The sequence below is a fragment of the Enterobacter sp. ODB01 genome, assembly GCF_001623605.1.
Taxonomy (GTDB): domain Bacteria; phylum Pseudomonadota; class Gammaproteobacteria; order Enterobacterales; family Enterobacteriaceae; genus Enterobacter; species Enterobacter kobei.
In genome coordinates, this window is sequence record NZ_CP015227.1 from 356,322 (window position 1) to 374,671 (window position 18,350).

At 53.3% G+C, this 18,350-nt stretch carries 22 protein-coding genes and 1 other annotated feature; of the genes, 11 read left to right on the forward strand and 11 right to left on the reverse strand.

Going from position 1 to position 18,350, the window contains the following annotated elements:
- Positions 1-81 precede the first annotated feature (81 nt).
- From bamD to pheA, 4 genes are all read left to right on the forward strand, one after another.
- Complete coding sequence (bamD, locus tag A4308_RS01670; protein WP_014884865.1) at positions 82-819, forward strand: outer membrane protein assembly factor BamD; 738 nt, start codon at positions 82-84, stop codon at positions 817-819.
- A gap of 267 nt (positions 820-1,086) precedes the next feature.
- Complete coding sequence (raiA, locus tag A4308_RS01675) at positions 1,087-1,428, forward strand: ribosome-associated translation inhibitor RaiA (RefSeq protein ID WP_014884866.1); 342 nt, start codon at positions 1,087-1,089, stop codon at positions 1,426-1,428.
- A gap of 103 nt (positions 1,429-1,531) precedes the next feature.
- Positions 1,532-1,657: a sequence feature (Phe leader region), on the forward strand.
- The gene (gene pheL / locus A4308_RS22375) at positions 1,533-1,580 is read left to right on the forward strand and encodes a pheA operon leader peptide PheL (protein ID WP_100249759.1); all 48 of its coding nucleotides are present in this window, start codon (positions 1,533-1,535) and stop codon (positions 1,578-1,580) included. It overlaps the preceding feature by 48 nt.
- Positions 1,658-1,687: 30 nt before the next feature.
- Positions 1,688-2,848 carry a bifunctional chorismate mutase/prephenate dehydratase gene (pheA, locus tag A4308_RS01680; protein WP_047027843.1) on the forward strand — a complete coding sequence of 387 codons (1,161 nt, stop codon included), beginning with the start codon at positions 1,688-1,690 and terminating at the stop codon, positions 2,846-2,848.
- Here the strand turns inward: pheA and A4308_RS01685 are convergent.
- From A4308_RS01685 to aroF, 3 genes are read right to left on the reverse strand one after another with little or no spacing between them, the layout of a single operon-like run.
- On the reverse strand, positions 2,845-3,717 hold the full coding sequence (locus tag A4308_RS01685; protein ID WP_045281753.1) for an SMP-30/gluconolactonase/LRE family protein: 873 nt from the start codon (positions 3,715-3,717) through the stop codon (positions 2,845-2,847). The genes pheA and A4308_RS01685 overlap by 4 nt on opposite strands.
- A gap of 60 nt (positions 3,718-3,777) precedes the next feature.
- The gene (gene tyrA, locus A4308_RS01690; protein WP_023337646.1) at positions 3,778-4,899 is read right to left on the reverse strand and encodes a bifunctional chorismate mutase/prephenate dehydrogenase; all 1,122 of its coding nucleotides are present in this window, start codon (positions 4,897-4,899) and stop codon (positions 3,778-3,780) included.
- A gap of 10 nt (positions 4,900-4,909) precedes the next feature.
- Positions 4,910-5,980 (reverse strand): 3-deoxy-7-phosphoheptulonate synthase AroF, encoded by a 1,071-nt coding sequence (aroF, locus tag A4308_RS01695; protein WP_014884870.1) that lies wholly within the window; start codon positions 5,978-5,980, stop codon positions 4,910-4,912.
- Positions 5,981-6,195: 215 nt separating this feature from the next.
- On the opposite strand from aroF, the gene A4308_RS01700 reads away from it, so the two are divergent.
- The 4 genes from A4308_RS01700 (at position 6,196) to A4308_RS01715 (ending at position 8,971) form a co-directional block, all read left to right on the forward strand.
- Complete coding sequence (locus A4308_RS01700) at positions 6,196-6,570, forward strand: DUF2799 domain-containing protein (protein WP_045281752.1); 375 nt, start codon at positions 6,196-6,198, stop codon at positions 6,568-6,570.
- Between the two features lie 201 nt (positions 6,571-6,771).
- Entirely contained in the window at positions 6,772-7,260 is a 489-nt protein-coding gene (locus A4308_RS01705) for a YfiR family protein (RefSeq protein ID WP_072093817.1), read from the forward strand.
- Positions 7,253-8,473, forward strand: a complete 1,221-nt coding sequence (dgcN, locus tag A4308_RS01710; RefSeq protein ID WP_014884873.1) for a diguanylate cyclase DgcN — start codon at positions 7,253-7,255, stop codon at positions 8,471-8,473. Before A4308_RS01705 ends, dgcN begins: the two co-directional genes overlap by 8 nt.
- A 12-nt stretch (positions 8,474-8,485) precedes the next feature.
- The gene (locus A4308_RS01715; RefSeq protein WP_014884874.1) at positions 8,486-8,971 is read left to right on the forward strand and encodes an OmpA family protein; all 486 of its coding nucleotides are present in this window, start codon (positions 8,486-8,488) and stop codon (positions 8,969-8,971) included.
- Between the two features lie 2 nt (positions 8,972-8,973).
- On the opposite strand, the gene A4308_RS01720 is transcribed toward A4308_RS01715, so the two are convergent.
- The 7 genes from A4308_RS01720 to ffh form a co-directional block, all read right to left on the reverse strand.
- Positions 8,974-10,344, reverse strand: coding sequence for a PepSY-associated TM helix domain-containing protein (locus tag A4308_RS01720; RefSeq protein WP_045281751.1), 1,371 nt, complete (start codon positions 10,342-10,344; stop codon positions 8,974-8,976).
- A 38-nt stretch (positions 10,345-10,382) separates the two neighbouring features.
- The gene (locus A4308_RS01725) at positions 10,383-10,787 is read right to left on the reverse strand and encodes a DUF2946 domain-containing protein (protein WP_045281750.1); all 405 of its coding nucleotides are present in this window, start codon (positions 10,785-10,787) and stop codon (positions 10,383-10,385) included.
- A 132-nt stretch (positions 10,788-10,919) separates the two neighbouring features.
- Positions 10,920-11,267 (reverse strand): 50S ribosomal protein L19, encoded by a 348-nt coding sequence (rplS, locus tag A4308_RS01730; protein WP_002914145.1) that lies wholly within the window; start codon positions 11,265-11,267, stop codon positions 10,920-10,922.
- A 43-nt stretch (positions 11,268-11,310) separates the two neighbouring features.
- The gene (trmD, locus tag A4308_RS01735) at positions 11,311-12,078 is read right to left on the reverse strand and encodes a tRNA (guanosine(37)-N1)-methyltransferase TrmD (RefSeq protein WP_014884877.1); all 768 of its coding nucleotides are present in this window, start codon (positions 12,076-12,078) and stop codon (positions 11,311-11,313) included.
- 31 nt (positions 12,079-12,109) lie between these two features.
- Positions 12,110-12,649, reverse strand: a complete 540-nt coding sequence (gene rimM, locus A4308_RS01740) for a ribosome maturation factor RimM (RefSeq protein WP_028014127.1) — start codon at positions 12,647-12,649, stop codon at positions 12,110-12,112.
- 15 nt (positions 12,650-12,664) lie between these two features.
- On the reverse strand, positions 12,665-12,913 hold the full coding sequence (rpsP, locus tag A4308_RS01745; RefSeq protein WP_003863133.1) for a 30S ribosomal protein S16: 249 nt from the start codon (positions 12,911-12,913) through the stop codon (positions 12,665-12,667).
- Positions 12,914-13,029: 116 nt separating this feature from the next.
- Positions 13,030-14,391 (reverse strand): signal recognition particle protein, encoded by a 1,362-nt coding sequence (gene ffh / locus A4308_RS01750; protein ID WP_045281749.1) that lies wholly within the window; start codon positions 14,389-14,391, stop codon positions 13,030-13,032.
- Positions 14,392-14,557: 166 nt separating this feature from the next.
- Between ffh and A4308_RS01755 the strand changes: the two genes are divergently transcribed.
- Together A4308_RS01755 and A4308_RS01760 are read left to right on the forward strand one after the other, a co-directional pair.
- Positions 14,558-15,349 (forward strand): cytochrome C assembly family protein, encoded by a 792-nt coding sequence (locus A4308_RS01755; protein WP_014884879.1) that lies wholly within the window; start codon positions 14,558-14,560, stop codon positions 15,347-15,349.
- An 18-nt stretch (positions 15,350-15,367) separates the two neighbouring features.
- The gene (locus tag A4308_RS01760; protein ID WP_032629440.1) at positions 15,368-16,654 is read left to right on the forward strand and encodes an HlyC/CorC family transporter; all 1,287 of its coding nucleotides are present in this window, start codon (positions 15,368-15,370) and stop codon (positions 16,652-16,654) included.
- Positions 16,655-16,706: 52 nt separating this feature from the next.
- Here A4308_RS01760 and grpE read toward each other — a convergent pair whose 3' ends face one another.
- Positions 16,707-17,300: a nucleotide exchange factor GrpE gene (gene grpE, locus A4308_RS01765; protein ID WP_014884881.1), complete on the reverse strand. Its 594-nt coding sequence runs from the start codon at positions 17,298-17,300 to the stop codon at positions 16,707-16,709.
- Between the two features lie 122 nt (positions 17,301-17,422).
- Here grpE and nadK point away from each other — a divergent pair, with 122 nt between their 5' ends.
- Entirely contained in the window at positions 17,423-18,301 is an 879-nt protein-coding gene (gene nadK / locus A4308_RS01775) for an NAD(+) kinase (protein ID WP_008502500.1), read from the forward strand.
- Positions 18,302-18,350: the final 49 nt, after the last annotated feature.

Genomic DNA, 18,350 nt, shown 5'->3' on the forward strand with positions numbered 1-18,350 from the left:
AGTGTGCTATTGTAGCTGGTCTTAATCGGGAGCAGGAACAGAGTTTCTCCCGGACAAACATTTGAGGAAAGTCAAAACGTCATGACGCGCATGAAATATCTGGTGGCAGCGGCCACGTTGAGCCTGGCTTTGGTGGGCTGCTCCGGTTCGAATGAACAGGTCCCTGACAATCCGCCGAATGAAATCTATGCGACTGCACAACAAAAGTTGCAGGACGGTAACTGGAAACAGGCGATAACGCAACTGGAAGCGTTGGATAATCGCTATCCATTTGGTCCGTATTCGCAGCAGGTACAGTTAGATCTTATCTACGCCTACTACAAAAATGCCGACCTGCCGCTGGCTCAGGCAACTATCGATCGTTTCATGCGTCTGAATCCGACTCATCCTAACATCGATTACGTCATGTACATGCGCGGTCTGACCAACATGGCGCTGGATGACAGTGCTCTGCAGGGCTTCTTCGGCGTGGATCGTTCCGATCGTGATCCCCAGCATGCGCGTGATGCCTTCAATGACTTCTCCAAACTGGTGCGCGGCTATCCAAACAGTCAGTACGTGACCGACGCGACCAAACGTCTGGTGTTCCTGAAAGATCGCCTGGCGAAGTATGAATACTCCGTTGCGGAATACTATACCCGCCGTGGCGCATGGGTTGCCGTGGTTAACCGCGTAGAAGGTATGCTGCGTGATTACCCGGATACTCAGGCAACGCGTGACGGCCTGAAGCTGATGGAAAATGCTTACCGTCAGATGCAGATGACCACTCAGGCTGAAAAAGTGGCGAAAATTATCGCCGCTAATAGCAGCAACACCTGATAGTGCTTCAATGCAAAACGGCAGCCCGAAGGCTGCCGTTTTTGTATCCATTTCTGATATTCGCTGAAGCGCTTTATCTCAACTCATCCCGTCAACTATGACCGCAATTTTTGCCTTCCACAAGGTAAATCTCACCTCTTCCTGCCCTGCCTCACAAAAAAGATTCCCTGACAAAAACCGACAAAATAACGTGATCTAAATCACACATTTTGACATTAGGTCGGGTATGCTGGAATCACCAAGACGGAAAGACAAGAGGTAAAATTTATGACAATGAACATTACCAGTAAACAAATGGAAATTACTCCGGCAATTCGCCAGCACGTCGCAGACCGTCTCGCCAAACTGGATAAATGGCAAACTCACCTGATTAACCCGCATATCATTCTGTCTAAGGAGCCACAGGGTTTCATCGCTGACGCAACTATCAATACTCCAAACGGCCATCTGGTCGCCAGCGCAAAACATGAAGATATGTACACGGCTATTAACGATTTGATCAACAAGCTGGAACGGCAGCTCAATAAAGTGCAACACAAAGGTGAAGCCCGTCGCGCCGCATCCTCGGTGAAAGACGCCAGCTTCGCGGAAGAAGTTGAAGAAGAGTAATCCTTTAAATTGAGTGTACCGCCAACGCGCCTTCGGGCGCGTTTTTTATTGACAGGGTGAAAACAGTACAGGTACTTTAACGGTATCAATCACAGGATGATGTTATGAAACTTACGCCGTTCTTCTTCGCATTCTTTTTTACCTTCCCCTGACCGGGAGGCGTTTCGTCGTGTGATAAAGAATGCGAAGACGAACAACAAGGCCTCCCACACCGGGGGGCCTTTTTTATTGATAACGATAAAATGAGACAGGCGACACTATGACACCGGAAAACCCGTTACTGGACCTGCGCGTAAAAATCAGCGCGCTGGATGAGAAATTACTGGCACTGCTGGCCGAACGTCGCATGCTCGCCGTTGAAGTGGGGAAAGCCAAGCTGGACTCCCATCGTCCGGTACGTGATATTGACCGCGAACGCGATCTGCTGGAACGTCTGATCCAGCTCGGCAAAGCGCACCACCTCGATGCCCATTACATCACCCGGTTGTTCCAGCTCATCATTGAAGACTCCGTTCTCACTCAGCAAGCGCTGCTCCAGCAGCATCTGAACAAAACTAACCCGCATTCTGCGCGTATCGCCTTCCTCGGCCCGAAAGGCTCTTACTCTCACCTGGCCGCACGTCAGTATGCCGCTCGCCATTTCGAAGAATTTATTGAGAGCGGCTGCGCAAAATTTGCCGATATCTTTAACCAGGTCGAGACCGGCCAGGCGGATTACGCCGTCGTGCCCATTGAAAACACCAGTTCGGGTGCCATCAACGACGTTTACGATTTGCTGCAGCACACCAGCCTGTCGCTGGTTGGCGAGCTGACGATCCCTATCGATCACTGCGTGCTGGTTTCCGGCTCAACCGATCTGAGCAAGATAGAAACCGTCTACAGTCATCCCCAGCCGTTCCAGCAGTGCAGCCAGTTCCTGAACCGCTATCCGAGCTGGAAAATCGAGTACACCGAAAGCACCTCCGCGGCAATGGAAAAAGTGGCGCAGGCTAACTCGCCAGCCGTCGCTGCACTCGGTAGCGAGGCGGGTGGCGCGTTGTATGGCTTACAGGTGCTGGAGCGCAACCTGGCAAACCAGACGCAAAATATTACCCGTTTCGTGGTGCTGGCGCGCAAGTCCATCAATGTGTCAGACCAGGTGCCAGCGAAAACCACGCTGCTGATGGCGACCGGACAACAGGCGGGTGCACTGGTTGAAGCCCTGCTGGTGCTGCGCAACCACAACCTGATCATGACCAAACTGGAATCGCGTCCAATTCACGGTAACCCGTGGGAAGAGATGTTTTATCTCGATATCCAGGCCAACCTGGAGTCTGCCTCCATGCAGAAGGCCCTGCGTGAACTGGGTGAGATAACCCGTTCCATGAAAGTGCTGGGCTGCTATCCGAGCGAAAACGTCGTGCCTGTCGATCCAAGCTAACGTTCGATAAAGCGACTTTTCTTCATCCCTGCCACATTTACGGGCAGGGTGAAGATGGCGCCGGAGAGCGGATACTCAGCCACCTCTTCTGCATCCATATTTTCCCGCGTGGTCGTAATGAACAGCGTTTTCATATCATCGCCGCCAAAGCAGACCATCGTCGGGCAACGTACAGGCAAGCGATACTCTTCCAGCTGCTCCCCTTGCGGTGAAAAACGCGCGATACGCCAGCCGTCAAACAGTGAGCTCCAGTAGCAGCCTTCCACATCGACTGCCGCGCCGTCCGGTATCCCTTCGCCCTCTTTAAATTGACGAAAGATCTCACGTCTGCCGGGTTCACCCTGCTGATCAACCGGAGTGCGATAGATCACCCCATTGGGCGTATCGGAGGTATACATCCACCGCTTATCCGGACTAAACGCTAAGCCGTTATGCCCGTGAATATCACACTGGATTACTTTCGGTGTCAGATCGTTGTCGATACGCATCAGCAACGCGCCGTTGTAATCCCCCGGCCCCCAGAACGTCCCCGCATAGAAACGCCCCATACTGTCGGTTCCCCCGTCATTAAAACGCGCCAGCTGTGGGTTAGAGGGGTTATCGCACACCTTACGCTGCAGGAGGCCATGCTTATCGGCAAGCCAGATGCCATTGCGCATGGCCACGATAAACCCGCCGCGTTCACGCAACGCAAAACAGCCCACTTCCTCATGGAAAGAGAGCACGGTGTGTTCTGCCGTTGGCAGATGATATCGGTGGATTTCGCCTTCCAGGATATCGGCCCAGTAGAGCGCATGCTCTTCAGCGCTCCATGTCGGACACTCAGGCAGGTGCCCGGTGTAATTCAACAGCAGCTGCGGTTCAGCCATGACAGTTCCCCAAAATGAAAAAAGCCAGCAATGCTGGCTTTCAGTATATACATCATCGGATTACTGGCGACTGTCATTTGCCTGGCGCAACAGCGTGCGGCTCTCGCTCTGGAAACGCGTGGCGTAATCACCGAACCAATGCTCCACTTTACGGAAACTGTCGATAAACGCCTGCTTGTCGCCATGCTCCAGCAGCGTAATGGCTTCGCCAAAGCGCTGATAGTAACGTTTGATCAGTGCCAGATTATTTTCGGACGACATAATAATGTCGGCGTAAAGCTGGGGATCCTGCGCAAACAGACGTCCAACCATCGCCAGTTCCAGACGATAGATCGGTGATGAGAGCGCCAGCAGCTGTTCAAGCTGCACGTTCTCTTCCGCCAGATGCAGACCGTAGGCAAAGGTCGCAAAGTGGCGCAGTGCCTGAATAAACGCCATGTTCTGATCGTGCTCAACCGCGCTGATACGGTGCAGTCGTGCGCCCCATACCTGAATCTGTTCGAGGAACCACTGATAGGCTTCCGGCTGACGCCCGTCGCAGTAAACCACCACTTGCTTCGCCAGGCTGCCGCTGTCCGGGCCAAACATCGGGTGCAGACCCAGTACCGGACCCGTATGCGCGGCCAGCATTGCCTGCAGCGGACCATTTTTGACAGAAGCAAGGTCCACCAGGATGCAATCCTGCGGTAAAGGCGGAAGTTTTCCGATGATCTGCTCCGTCACGTGGATCGGCACGCTGACGATAACCATTCCCGCGTCTTTCATCAGTTCTGGCGCCTGGGCCCAGTCCTCTTTCTCCAGAATGCGCACCTGGTAGCCAGAAAGCGTCAGCATTTTTTCAAACAGACGCCCCATCTGCCCGCCGCCGCCGACAATCACCACCGGACGCAGGGACGGACAGAGGGTTTTGAAGCCTTTGTCGTTTTCGCTGGAATAGGATTCGCGCATTACGCGACGCAGCACATCTTCAATCAAATCCGGCGAAACACCCAGCGACTGGGCCTCTTTACGACGGGAAGCCAGCATTGAGGCTTCCCGCTCCGGAACGTAAATCGGCAGGCCGTATTTACTTTTTACTTCACCGACTTCAGCAACCAGTGCCATACGGCGCGCCAGCAGATCCAGCAGCGCCTTGTCCACTTCATCAATTTGATCGCGTAATGCGGTCAATTCAGCAACCATAGCTAACCTCTTAAGCCAGACGCGTCGCCAGCTGGCCATTTAAATCTTTATGGATCTCACGCAGCAGCGCATCGGTGGTTTCCCAGCTGATGCAGGCATCCGTCACGGAGACGCCGTGCTTCATCGCACTGCGCGGTTGTTCAGATGACTGATTACCTTCATGAATGTTGCTCTCAATCATCAGACCGATAATCGAACGGTTGCCGTCTTTGATCTGTGCGACCACGGATTCGGCAACCGCGGGCTGGCGACGATAATCTTTATTCGAATTACCATGACTGCAATCTACCATCAGTGCCGGGCGCAGTCCCGCCTGCTCCATCTCTTTTTCACACTGCGCCACATCTGCCGGGCTGTAGTTTGGCGCTTTACCGCCGCGCAGGATCACATGACCGTCCGGGTTACCCTGAGTTTGCAGGAGGCACACCTGGCCCGCCTGGTTGATACCCACAAAACGGTGCGGCATTGCGGCGGCGCGCATAGCGTTGATCGCCGTCGCCAGACTGCCATCGGTACCGTTTTTAAAACCAACCGGCATCGACAGACCAGACGCCATCTCGCGGTGGGTTTGCGATTCCGTCGTCCGCGCACCAATCGCAGACCAGCTGAACAGATCGCCCAGGTATTGCGGGCTATTCGGATCAAGCGCTTCGGTTGCCAGCGGCAGCCCCATGCTAACCAGCTCCACCAGCAGGCGACGCGCAATCTTCAGCCCTGCTTCCACATCAAACGAGCCATCCATGTGCGGATCGTTAATCAACCCTTTCCAGCCAACAGTCGTGCGTGGCTTCTCAAAATAGACGCGCATCACCAGATAGAGGCTATCGCTGACCTCCTCCGCTAATGCTTTAAATCGATGAGCGTACTCAATGGCGGTTTCAGGATCGTGAATAGAGCAAGGACCACAGACCACCAGCAGGCGCGGATCGCGACCAGCGATAATGTCAGAAATGGTCTGGCGAGAGTGCTCAATTTGAGCCTCCTGCGCTGCACTCAGCGGGAATGCTGCTTTCAGTTGATCCGGGGTAATTAAAACCTGTTCGTCAGTGATATGTACGTTGTTCAGCGCGTCTTTTTGCATGATGGCGATCCTGTAATGCTCGTTTGCGATAGTTGTTATCCTCGATGAGGTGAAGCAACGATACCACAACAAGTAAAGATTTCAATCCAAAATCCGTAAATATTACTTTACATAAGCTAATTATTAGCAAAAAACAGCCGTTAAATACGTAAACTTTAAATTACACTCCGCTTTTCTTCCGCCAGGCTATGCTGAAGAAAAAAAGGAGAATCGCTATGCGCTCAATTGCTCTGGTGCTGTTGTTGCTGTTTTTATCGGGCTGCCAGATTAATCCTTACACTTTTCAGCCCCACTGGACGAGTCCGGACTGGTTCAGTGCCGGAAAAGAAGACGCCATGAATGGCCTGCCGGTTAAAGATAACCAGACCCTGGCCGATAGTTTTAATGACTCTCATGTTGATCGTAGCGAATATCTCCGCGGCTACGCTGATGGTCAGAAGAAAGTGTGCGAAGAAGGTTTTATTCATGCCTGGGGATTAGCGGGCAAATCTTATCCAGCCAGTTGTGATAGCGTTGAAAATGCTGTGAAACTCCGTGCGTCATGGCAAAAAGGAATGGACGAAAGTATGCGTTCCAGCAGACTTAATTAAGTCTGTGTTTATCCCCTGGAAAATAAACCACTGTAGGATTTAGCTTAGGTCAGCCGAAGGCTATTTCTGACATAATGACGGCTCAGACAAACAATGGTATTCTGCCCGCATCTCTTAAGGACATCTATTTCCGGAGCGGTACGGCGGATTCTGGTGAGAAATTCATACTTGATCTCTTTGTTCCGACTCACTCTGGTGTTAATGCTGTTTCTTATGGTGGGCCCGGCGACGGCAGGCGCGCTCACGGAGACGGATAAATCGGTACGTTCGATTGTCTCGGGGATTGTGAGCTATACGCGATGGCCGTCACTTTCCGGACAGCCCAGGCTTTGCATTTATGCCACCTCTCACTACACGCACGCACTCAGCGGCAATGAAGGGCATACCGAGTTACCCTACACTCCCGTTATTGTCCGTAACGATCGGGAAGCCCTGGACGCGACGTGCGATGCTGTTTATTTCGGGTCTGAACCGCCGGCAAAACAACTTGAATTAATAAGTCAATATCAGGGCAGAGCATTGCTATTAATCTCAGAGCAAAATCCGGAATGTGTTATTGGCAGTGCTTTTTGCCTGATAATCGAACGTGGCCAGGTGCGGTTTTCCGTCAATCTGGATGCATTGTCGCGCAGTGGTGTCAGGGTCAATCCCGATGTATTAATGCTTGCACGGAATAAGCAGCATGGATAAAGATTTCACCTCGACGCCACGTCCAACGTTTAAAAGAACGCTTAGGCGAAACAGCATGATAAGCGTCATCATCACGATGACGCTTATATGGCTGTTACTCTGTTTTGCTTCCGTCGTGACGTTAAAACAATACGCGCAAAAGAATCTCGAATTAACCGGCGCCACCATGAGCCACAGTCTTGAAGCCTCTCTGGTTTTCAACGATTCGTTGGCCGCCAACGAAACCCTCGCAGCCCTGGGTAAGCAGGGGCAGTTTGCCGTAGCAGAAGTCATTAACGTACACAAAAAGCGTTTTGCATACTGGTCCTGGAATCCGAAGGATAATAACGACACGCTGGGGGCGCTGGTCAGCCGCTGGCTTTTCCCTGTACCGATTGCACAGCCAATCATGCATAACGGTTCGATGATCGGCGAAATTCGCCTTACCGCGCGTGACAGCCTGATTAGCCACTTCATCTGGATGTCGTTTGCCGTTCTTACCGGCTGTATTCTTTTTGCCACCGTCGTCGCGATCGCCATTACCCACTCTCTGCATCACGGCATGGTCACGGCCCTGCAAAACATCACCGATGTGGTGCATGACGTCCGCACAAACCGTAATTTCTCCCGACGGGTGAAAGATGGGCGTATCGAAGAGTTCCACCAGTTTGGTGAAGACTTCAACAGCCTCCTGGATGAGATGGAGGAGTGGCAGCTTAAGCTTCAGGCGAAAAATGCCCAACTATTGCGTACCGCCATGCACGATCCGCTCACCGGCCTTGCTAACCGCGCAGCGTTTCGTAACAGCATTGCGGCACTGATGAACGACCCTTCGGCGAGAATAAATTCGGCCCTGCTCTTCCTTGATGGTGATAATTTTAAGTTTATCAATGACACCTGGGGACACGCGGCAGGAGACTGCGTGCTGATTGAAGTCGCCAGCAGGATGGTGGAATTTGGCGATAAGCGCCATCAGTCCTATCGCCTTGGCGGTGACGAATTTGCCATGGTGCTGTACGGCGTTCATTCTGAGCTTGAAGTTCAACACATTTGTGCTGCGTTATCGCAGCAGTTTATCCGTCCGTTTGATCTGCATAACGGACAAAAAGCATCAATGTCACTCAGCATTGGCTTTGCTCTGGCGTGGGAAAATGCGTCCGTTGAAGCATTACTGGAAAAAGCCGACCGCAATATGTACCAGGTCAAAAACCAGCGTACAAAAACAATAAGTTAGAAAGGATATACTATGTTAAAACGATACTTCGCGCCGTTAGTCCTGGCCTCACTGGTTCTGGCAGGCTGTCAGTCGCCGCCTGAAGGTAAATTCACGCCAGAACAAATTGCAGCGATGAAGTCCTACGGTTTTAACGAACTGAACGGCGACTGGTCCCTGGGATTATCGGATACCATTCTGTTTGATAAAAATGACGCCAGACTCCGTTCCGAAAGTGAAACACAGATCCAATCCATGGCCGCTCGTCTGGCGAAAACCGGCCTGAATCACGCTCGAATGGATGGTCATACGGATAATTACGGCGAAGAAAGTTACAACGAAGCGCTGTCGTTAAAACGTGCCAATGCCGTTGCCGACGCATGGGCGAAGGGAGCGAATATCCCGCGCGAGAATCTCACCACCCGGGGATTAGGCAAAAAATACCCGATTGCGAGCAACAGTACCGCGCAAGGGCGCGCTGAAAACCGCCGGGTATCAGTGGTTATCAGCACGCCATAGGGTTATTTAGCGGATGATTCGGCGAGCGACACGCCTGTTGCCGCTCGCCAGCGTAGCCAGTCGATCAGGATAAACAGCGCCAGACTCATCCCCATAACAGGCAAAGCCAGCCCCAGTAGCACGCTGATGATGAGCGTAACACCTCTTCCCCATCCTGACAGCGCCAGCCAGCACTGACAAAGCGTTTGTACCGGATTGACTGCCGATTGTGCCGGGCGACGCATCCACCACATCCGGTACCCCCAGATGATAAGCACGCACAGGGCAAGCCCGAAGGCAACGAGCAGCAGCTGATTCACCAGCCCGAATAAAATCCCCATATGGAAATCTACGCCCCAGCGGGTCAGTTTTGCCATTAGCGGGAAATCCTCAAAACGGGTTCTGTCCAGAACCTGCATCGTACCGGGATCAACCGCAACCGCATCCACCTGAGTTGGCCAGCTGCGATCGATTTCCGTCACGGTCCAGGCACGGTCCGCCGTTTTCGCCGGGCGGATCTCAAGCTTGCTGGCATCAATCCCCGCTTTACGCGCCGCGCTTAATACGCCATCAAATTGCGTCAGATCCATCGCCATTTCAGGCATCATCATGCCAGCATGGTGACCGCGATGCTCCGCGTGTTCGTCCATCATGGCAGGCGCACCTGAAAGCGTGGTGTTCACCTGAGGCGTAAGCCAGTTCATTTGTGCCCGGAGTTTATCGACGTTTCCGCCCGCCCACTGCGACCACGTCAGGCCGGTTGCGGAGAACAACAGCATTCCGCCCAGCAGGATCCAGCCTAATACCACATGCACACGACGACGGTTCTGGAAGCGGTTGTTAATTCGCCGTTTCGGTCGGGTATAAAACCACAGGGCAATACCGCCCAATGCGGCAACCCACATCCACGACGCGGCCAGTTCGCTATAGAGACGCCCGATATCACCCAGCATCAAAGAGGTATGCAAATAATCAATGGTCTGGCGCAGCGGTAAAATCCCGCTGGTGCCGTACACCGTCATATCCCCCAGCACCGCCAGATTTACCGGATCGACAAAGATAGCCCGGTTTTCCGATGGCTCCAGCGTCGGGTCAGCAAACATCACGCGGGTGGTTTCGCCTTCAACCAGCCCCGGACGAACGGCGTGCAAACGCAAATCTGAACCCACGATTTTTTCCGCCACGGCAATTTGGTTCGCCAGCGGCTGCGGCTCGCCCGCGGAATCGGTGTGGAGCGCGTGCCGATAGAGGACATTTTCCAGCTGTGGCGTCGCCACATACAGCGTACCGGTTAACGCAGCGAAGAAGATAAACGGGCCAACAAACAGCCCGATGTAGAAATGGAGGCGACGCAGCAGGTTTCCCCATGCCGCGCGCGGTGTGCAGGTAGTCATACTTTTCCTTTTTAAGGCAAAAAGTTATCGATATTTTTTTAAAGGGAGAAAGCAGACTGCCGCGGCGGCGCGCGGGTATCGGGGTAAAGCCAGGGGAAAAAGTGCCAGTGGCTGACCGCCTGACGCGGCGGCTTAAGGCGAAGCCGTTGCAGCACCACGCAGAGCAGGACGATCAGCGCCAGCATCATGCCAGGTACATGCGCTAACAGCACGCAGTAACCGCACGCTTCCGCATGGTCGACAGGCATCGTATGCGGCGTATCGCCATGATGCGCGTCCATCGACATCATGCTCATGTCATGATGCATGCCCGGCATGGCACTCATGGGATCTTTCTGCAAGGAGACGGAGATAAGCGGCGCTACCACGATCAGCAGGATCGCAAACAGCGCGGTCAAGGCCGCTGCGCGTTTCCAGGTGTGCTGATGCAGTACGTTGCCCACTTTCCCTCCATTCAAGAGGCAAGCATTGTAAATGATTTATGACAAAAGGGTTAATGCGAGAGGTGCGATGCGATAAAAAAAGGGCCGGCCTTTCGGCCAGCCCTTTCTAACAGGATGTCGCTTAAGCGAATCTTAGTTCAGACGCTCTTTAATACGAGCAGACTTACCAGTACGCTCACGCAGGTAGTACAGTTTAGCTTTACGTACAGCACCACGACGTTTAACAGCAATGCTGTCAACTACCGGAGAGTGAGTCTGGAAGACACGCTCAACGCCTTCGCCGTTGGAAATTTTACGAACAGTGAATGCAGAGTGCAGACCGCGGTTACGAATAGCGATAACCACGCCCTCGAATGCCTGCAGACGTTTTTTGGAACCTTCAACAACCCATACTTTCACTTCCACGGTGTCACCTGGACGGAAGGAAGGTACGTCCTGCTTCATCTGCTCTTGTTCAAGTTGCTTAATAATGTTGCTCATAATTTAATCTCTTATCCTGGGTAAACTGATATTCGGGAGCGTATTACGCCTTCCCATCATGTTCATGCTGCTGGTTCGCGTGTTCAGTTTTGAACTCGGCCAGCAACTTTGCTTGCTCTTCAGTCAGAGCCAGGTTTTCCAGAAGTTCAGGTCTTCTAAGCCAGGTTCGGCCCAGCGACTGCTTCAAACGCCAGCGACGTATCTCGGCATGGTTTCCAGACAGTAACACCGCCGGGACTTCCATCCCTTCTAACACTTCAGGACGAGTATAGTGTGGGCAGTCCAGCAACCCATCGGCAAAGGAATCTTCCGTTGCCGAAGCTTCATGGCCCAGTACACCCGGAATGAACCGGGCAACGGAGTCAATCAGCGTCATCGCTGGTAACTCACCACCGCTGAGAACGTAATCGCCGATAGACCATTCTTCGTCAATCTCGGTTTGAATTACGCGCTCATCTATCCCTTCGTAGCGACCACAGACCAGAATCAGCTTTTGATTCGTCGCCAGTTCGCTCACGCCCGCTTGATCAAGCTTGCGTCCCTGAGGTGACAGATAAATCACCTTTGCGCCTTCACCTGCCGCGGCTTTTGCTGTGTGAATGGCATCCCGCAAGGGTTGCACCATCATCAACATCCCCGGTCCGCCGCCGTAAGGACGATCGTCCACGGTACGGTGCCGGTCATGCGTGAAGTCACGAGGACTCCAGCTCTGGATGCTCAGCAGGCCATTCTTTACTGCCCGGCCAGTTACCCCGTAATCGGTAATCGCGCGGAACATTTCAGGAAACAGGCTAATTATGCCAATCCACATAGCGCCGTCTTTTACCGTTTATCCGGAGAATTTAAAAACCAGGATCCCAATCTACTTCAATGGTTTGAGTAGCGAGATCGACTTTCTTGATAACCTGTCCATCGAGGAACGGGACCAACCGCTCCTTGATGCCAAATGCATCTTTCAGGTTTGCCTTAATGACGAGAACGTCATTTGACCCGGTTTCCATCATATCGATGACTTTTCCCAGGCTGTAGCCTTCGGTAGTGACTACCTGGCAACCCATAAGGTCTTTCCAGTAGTAGTCGCCCTCTTCCAGCTGCGGCAACTGCGACGAATCCACGACAATTTCACAATTAGTCAGCGCATTCGCGGCATCACGATCGTCAATGCCTTTCAGCTTGATGATGATGTCCTGATTGTGGTGACGCCAGCTTTCCAGCTCGACCTCTTCCCACTTACCGGCTTTCTGGATAAACCAGGGCTGGTAATCAAAAATGCTATCAGCGTCTTCAGTGGAGGAAAACACTCTGAGCCAACCACGGATACCGTAGCAAGAACCCATTTTTCCCAATACGATCGGTTCAACAGGTGCTTTATTGCTCATCATGACCACCGTGACAGATTAAGCTGCTTTGTTTGCTGCTTTGATCAGCGTAGCAACGCGATCGGAAACAGTAGCGCCCTGGCCAACCCAGTGAGCGATACGATCCAGATCCAGACGAGTTTCTTCTTCTGCGCCAGCGGCCAGTGGGTTGAAGAAACCAACGCGCTCGATGAAGCGACCGTTGCGTGCATTACGGCTGTCAGTGACAACAACCTGGTAGAACGGACGCTTTTTAGCGCCGTGACGAGCTAAACGAATAGTTACCATAACATCCTCTTGTGTGAATAAAACAACCGGGCCCCATCGAGGAACGGAGCCCGGGTGTCATATTAAAAGCCCGAAAATTTTACTCATTTTCGGGCAAAAAGCAATCTCAAAAGCGATTATCGCCCAGGAAAGCCGGGTGGCATCATGCCTTTCATCCCGCGCATCATCTTCGCCATGCCGCCTTTCTTCATTTTCTTCATCATGCGCTGCATGTCGTCGAACTGTTTCAGAAGGCGGTTAACGTCCTGCACCTGCATGCCGCAACCGGCTGCGATACGGCGTTTACGGGAACCTTTGATGATGTCCGGGTTAGCGCGTTCTTTCAACGTCATCGAGTTGATGATCGCCTCCATACGCACCAGCATTTTGTCATCCATCTGCGCTTTCACGTTGTCTGGGATCTGCCCCATGCCCGGCAGTTTGCCCATCAGGCTGGCCATGCCGCCCATGTTTTTCATCTGGCGCAACTGCTCAAGGAAGTCGGTCAGATCGAAACCGTCGCCTTTTTTCAGCTTGCTGGCGAGTTTTTCCGCCTGCGCACGGTCAACCTTGCTCTCGATATCTTCAATCAGCGACAGCACGTCGCCCATGCCGAGGATACGGGAGGCAATACGATCCGGGTGGAACGGCTCCAGCGCTTCGGTTTTCTCGCCCACGCCAAGGAATTTAATCGGCTTACCGGTGATGTGGCGAATCGAGAGCGCCGCACCGCCGCGGGCGTCGCCGTCCACTTTGGTCAGCACCACGCCGGTTAACGGCAGCGCTTCGTTAAACGCTTTCGCGGTATTCGCCGCATCCTGACCGGTCATGGCGTCGACAACAAACAGGGTCTCTACCGGGTTGATAGAGGCATGCACCTGCTTGATCTCATCCATCATCGCTTCGTCAACGTGCAGACGACCGGCGGTATCCACCAGCAGCACGTCGTAGAATTTCAGCTTCGCCTCTTTCAGCGCGGCGTTAACGATGTCGACAGGCTTCTGGGCCACGTCTGACGGGAAGAAATCCACACCAACCTGCTCGGCCAGGGTTTCCAGCTGTTTGATCGCCGCCGGGCGATAGACGTCCGCAGAGACCACCAGCACTTTCTTCTTGTGCTTCTCACGCAGGAATTTACCCAGCTTACCGACGCTGGTCGTTTTACCCGCCCCCTGCAGGCCCGCCATCAGCACCACGGCCGGTGGCTGAGCCGCCAGGTTAAGCACCTGGTTCTCTTCGCCCATCGCCGAAACCAGTTCGTTACGAACGATTTTGACGAACTCCTGACCCGGGGTCAGGCTCTTGTTAACTTCATGACCAACCGCCTTCTCTTTAACGCGGTTGATAAAATCACGAACAACCGGCAACGCGACGTCTGCTTCCAGCAGCGCCATGCGCACTTCGCGCAGCGTTTCCTTGATGTTCTCTTCAGTAAGGCGTCCGCGGCCGCTGATGTTGCGCAGCGTGCGCGACAAACGATCGGTTAAATTATCAAACATTGTCTCTCGCCTGAGTAGAAACGTTGGGCCGCATTGAGCGACACATACACAGAATTTTGCCGGAGTATAACATGAAGGCGTCTTTGTTGTTATGCAACGGTTGGAGCAGGCGTCACGTAACGTTATACTGCTTCTCTTTCTTATTAAGACAACTGTCGATGCCTATATGCCTGTTTTCGCACTGATCGCCCTTGTTGCCTACTCTGTCAGCCTCGCGCTGATCGTTCCCGGACTGCTGCAAAAAAACAGCGGCTGGCGGCGCATGGCTATTCTTTCCGCGGTGATCGCACTGATAAGCCACGCGTTTGCGCTGGAATCACGTATCATCCCCGGCGACGGCAGCGTGCAAAACCTGAGCGTCCTCAACGTCGGCTCGCTGGTCAGTTTGATGATCTGTACGGTAATGACCATCGTGGCGTCTAAAAATCGCGGCTGGCTGCTGCTACCGATTGTTTATACCTTCGCGCTGATCAATCTGGCCTTAGCCACCTTTATGCCCAATGAATTCATTACGCATCTGGAAGCGACCCCGGGGATGCTGGTGCATATCGGCCTGTCGCTGTTTGCCTACGCGACGTTAATCATCGCGGCGCTTTACGCCATGCAGCTCGCCTGGATTGACTACCAGTTGAAAAACAAAAAGCTGGCGTTTAACCATGAAATGCCGCCGCTGATGGTCATTGAGCGTAAGATGTTCCACATCACCCAGGTCGGGGTGGTGCTGCTGACGCTCACGCTCTGCACAGGCCTGTTCTACATGAAGAACCTGTTCAGCGTGGAGAATATCGATAAAGCGGTGCTCTCCATCATCGCGTGGTTTGTCTATATTGTCCTGTTATGGGGCCATTATCATGAAGGCTGGCGCGGTCGCCGCGTGGTCTGGTTCAACGTCGCGGGGGCGGGCATTCTCACCCTTGCCTATTTTGGCAGCCGCTTCATACAGCAATTTGCTGGCTAAGAAACAAAGGAGTTCCCCCTGGAACACATCTCTACCACCACGCTGATCGTTATCCTGATCGTCATGGTGGTCATCTCCGCCTATTTCTCCGGCTCGGAAACCGGCATGATGACCCTAAACCGCTACCGGTTACGTCATCGTGCCAAACAGGGTAACCGTGCCGCACGTCGCGTTGAAAAACTGCTCCGCAAGCCGGATCAACTGATAAGCCTGGTGCTCATCGGTAACAACCTCGTCAATATTCTTGCCTCTGCTCTGGGCACCATCGTCGGTATGCGCCTGTACGGCAACGCCGGGGTCGCTATCGCCACCGGTGTGCTGACGTTTGTGGTACTGGTGTTTGCTGAAGTGCTGCCTAAGACCATCGCCGCGCTTTACCCGGAGAAAGTCGCCTACCCGAGCAGCTTCCTGCTGGCGCCGCTGCAAATCCTGATGATGCCGCTGGTCTGGTTGCTGAATATGGTGACGCGCGTACTGATGCGGATGGTGGGCATCAAAGCCGATGTCACCATCAGCAGCGCGCTCAGCAAAGAGGAACTGCGCACCATCGTGCACGAATCCCGCACGCAGATTTCCCGGCGCAATCAGGACATGCTCCTGTCGGTGCTGGATCTGGAAAAAGTGAGCGTGAACGACATCATGGTGCCGCGGAACGAAATCGTCGGCATTGATATCAATGACGACTGGAAAGCCATCGTCCGCCAACTGACGCACTCCCCGCACGGGCGCATCGTGCTCTATCGCGACTCGCTGGATGACGCCATCAGCATGCTGCGCGTGCGTGAAGCGTATCGTCTGATGACCGAGAAAAAAGAGTTCACCAAAGAGGTTATGCTGCGCGCCGCCGACGAAATTTACTATGTGCCGGAAGGAACGCCGCTCAGCACGCAGCTGGTTAAATTCCAGCGCAACAAGAAAAAAGTCGGCCTGGTCGTCAATGAATACGGCGACATTCAGGGACTGGTGACGGTCGAAGATATTCTGGAAGAGATAGTCGGCGACTTTACTACGTCAATGTCGCCTTCTCTCGCGGAAGAGGTCACCCCGCAAAACGACGGTTCAGTGCTGATTGACGGGAGCGCGAACATTCGCGAACTCAATAAAGCCTTTAACTGGCATTTGCCGGAAGATGAAGCGCGTACGATTAACGGGATGATTCTGGAAGCGCTGGAGGAGATCCCGGCGGCAGGCACGCGGGTGCGCATTGAGCAGTACGATATTGATATCCTGGACGTGCAGGACAATATGATTAAGCAGGTGAAGGTTCTGCCCGTCACGCCGCTTCGGGAAAGTATTGCCGAATAAAATTGTAGGCCGGGTAAGGCGAACGCCGCCACCCGGCACTACAGGTAGCAAATTACGCTTTCGCTTTCGCCACGGTCACCATCGCAGCGCGAATGGTACGGCCGTTCAGGGTATACCCTTTCTGCATCACGCCCAGCACTTTACCGGCTTCAATCTCTTCAGATTCGACCATCGCAATCGCCTGGTGGACGTTTGGATCCAGCGGAACGTTGGTATCGGCAATCACTTCCACGCCAAACTTACGCACCACGTCGAGCATGGATTTCAGCGTCAGTTCGATACCTTCGATCATCGCCGCATTGTCCGGGTTCGCTTTATCAGCCACTTCCAGGGCGCGATCGAGGCTATCAATCACCGGCAGCAGTTCGTTGACGAATTTCTCCAGCGCGAATTTATGCGCCTTCTCAACGTCCTGCTCGGTACGACGACGCAGGTTTTCCATTTCCGCCTTAATGCGCAGAACACTTTCGCGTTCGCGATTCTGTGCTTCTACCAGTTGGGCTTCCAGATTCGCAATTTTTTCATCGCGCGGGTCCACCTGCTCAGCAGATGCGTCTGGCTCTACTGCCTCAACTTCATCGTGCTGTTCCGTGATAATTTCTTCAGGGGCTTGCCCCTCAGGCGTTTTCTGTTCTTTACTACTCATGAATTTCTCCGCGTTTTTCTGCATTCATCTCGCTAACTTCGCTTATTATGGGGATCAGTTTCCTGGATTCAAGGGAACAAGAGAGATTGTCATCATTCATCAGGCACAAGGACCTCCAGAAAATGAATAATCATTTCAGGTGTATTGGGATCGTCGGGCATCCGCGTCACCCTACCGCATTGACGACACATGAAATGTTGTATCGCTGGTTGTGTAGCAAAGGCTATGAAGTGATGGTCGAGCAGCAGATTGCGCAGGAGCTGCAGCTCAAGAGCGTCAAAACCGGCACCCTGGCAGAGATTGGACAACAGGCCGATCTCGCCGTGGTGGTGGGCGGTGACGGAAACATGCTCGGTGCCGCACGCACGCTGGCGCGCTATGATATCAAGGTTATCGGCATCAACCGAGGCAATCTCGGCTTTTTAACCGATCTCGACCCGGACAACGCGCAACAGCAACTGGCTGACGTGCTGGAAGGTCACTATATCAGCGAAAAGCGCTTCTTACTGGAAGCGCAGGTGTGCCAGCAGGACTGCCAGAAGCGCATCAGCACCGCGATTAACGAGGTCGTACTTCACCCCGGTAAAGTGGCGCATATGATTGAGTTCGAAGTCTATATCGACGAAATCTTTGCCTTCTCGCAGCGCTCTGACGGGCTGATTATCTCCACCCCAACCGGCTCTACCGCCTACTCACTTTCTGCGGGTGGCCCCATTCTGACGCCCTCGCTGGATGCTATTACCCTGGTGCCGATGTTCCCGCACACGCTCTCCGCCCGGCCGTTGGTCATCAACGGTGACAGCACGATACGTCTGCGCTTCTCGCACCGCCGTAACGACCTGGAGATCAGCTGCGACAGCCAGATTGCGCTGCCGATCCAGGAAGGTGAAGATGTTCTCATTCGCCGATGCGATTACCACCTGAACCTGATTCACCCGAAAGATTACAGCTATTTCAACACATTAAGCTCGAAGCTCGGCTGGTCAAAAAAATTGTTCTGATTTTACATCCAGGACTTTACTGTATAAAAAACCAGTTTATACTGTATGA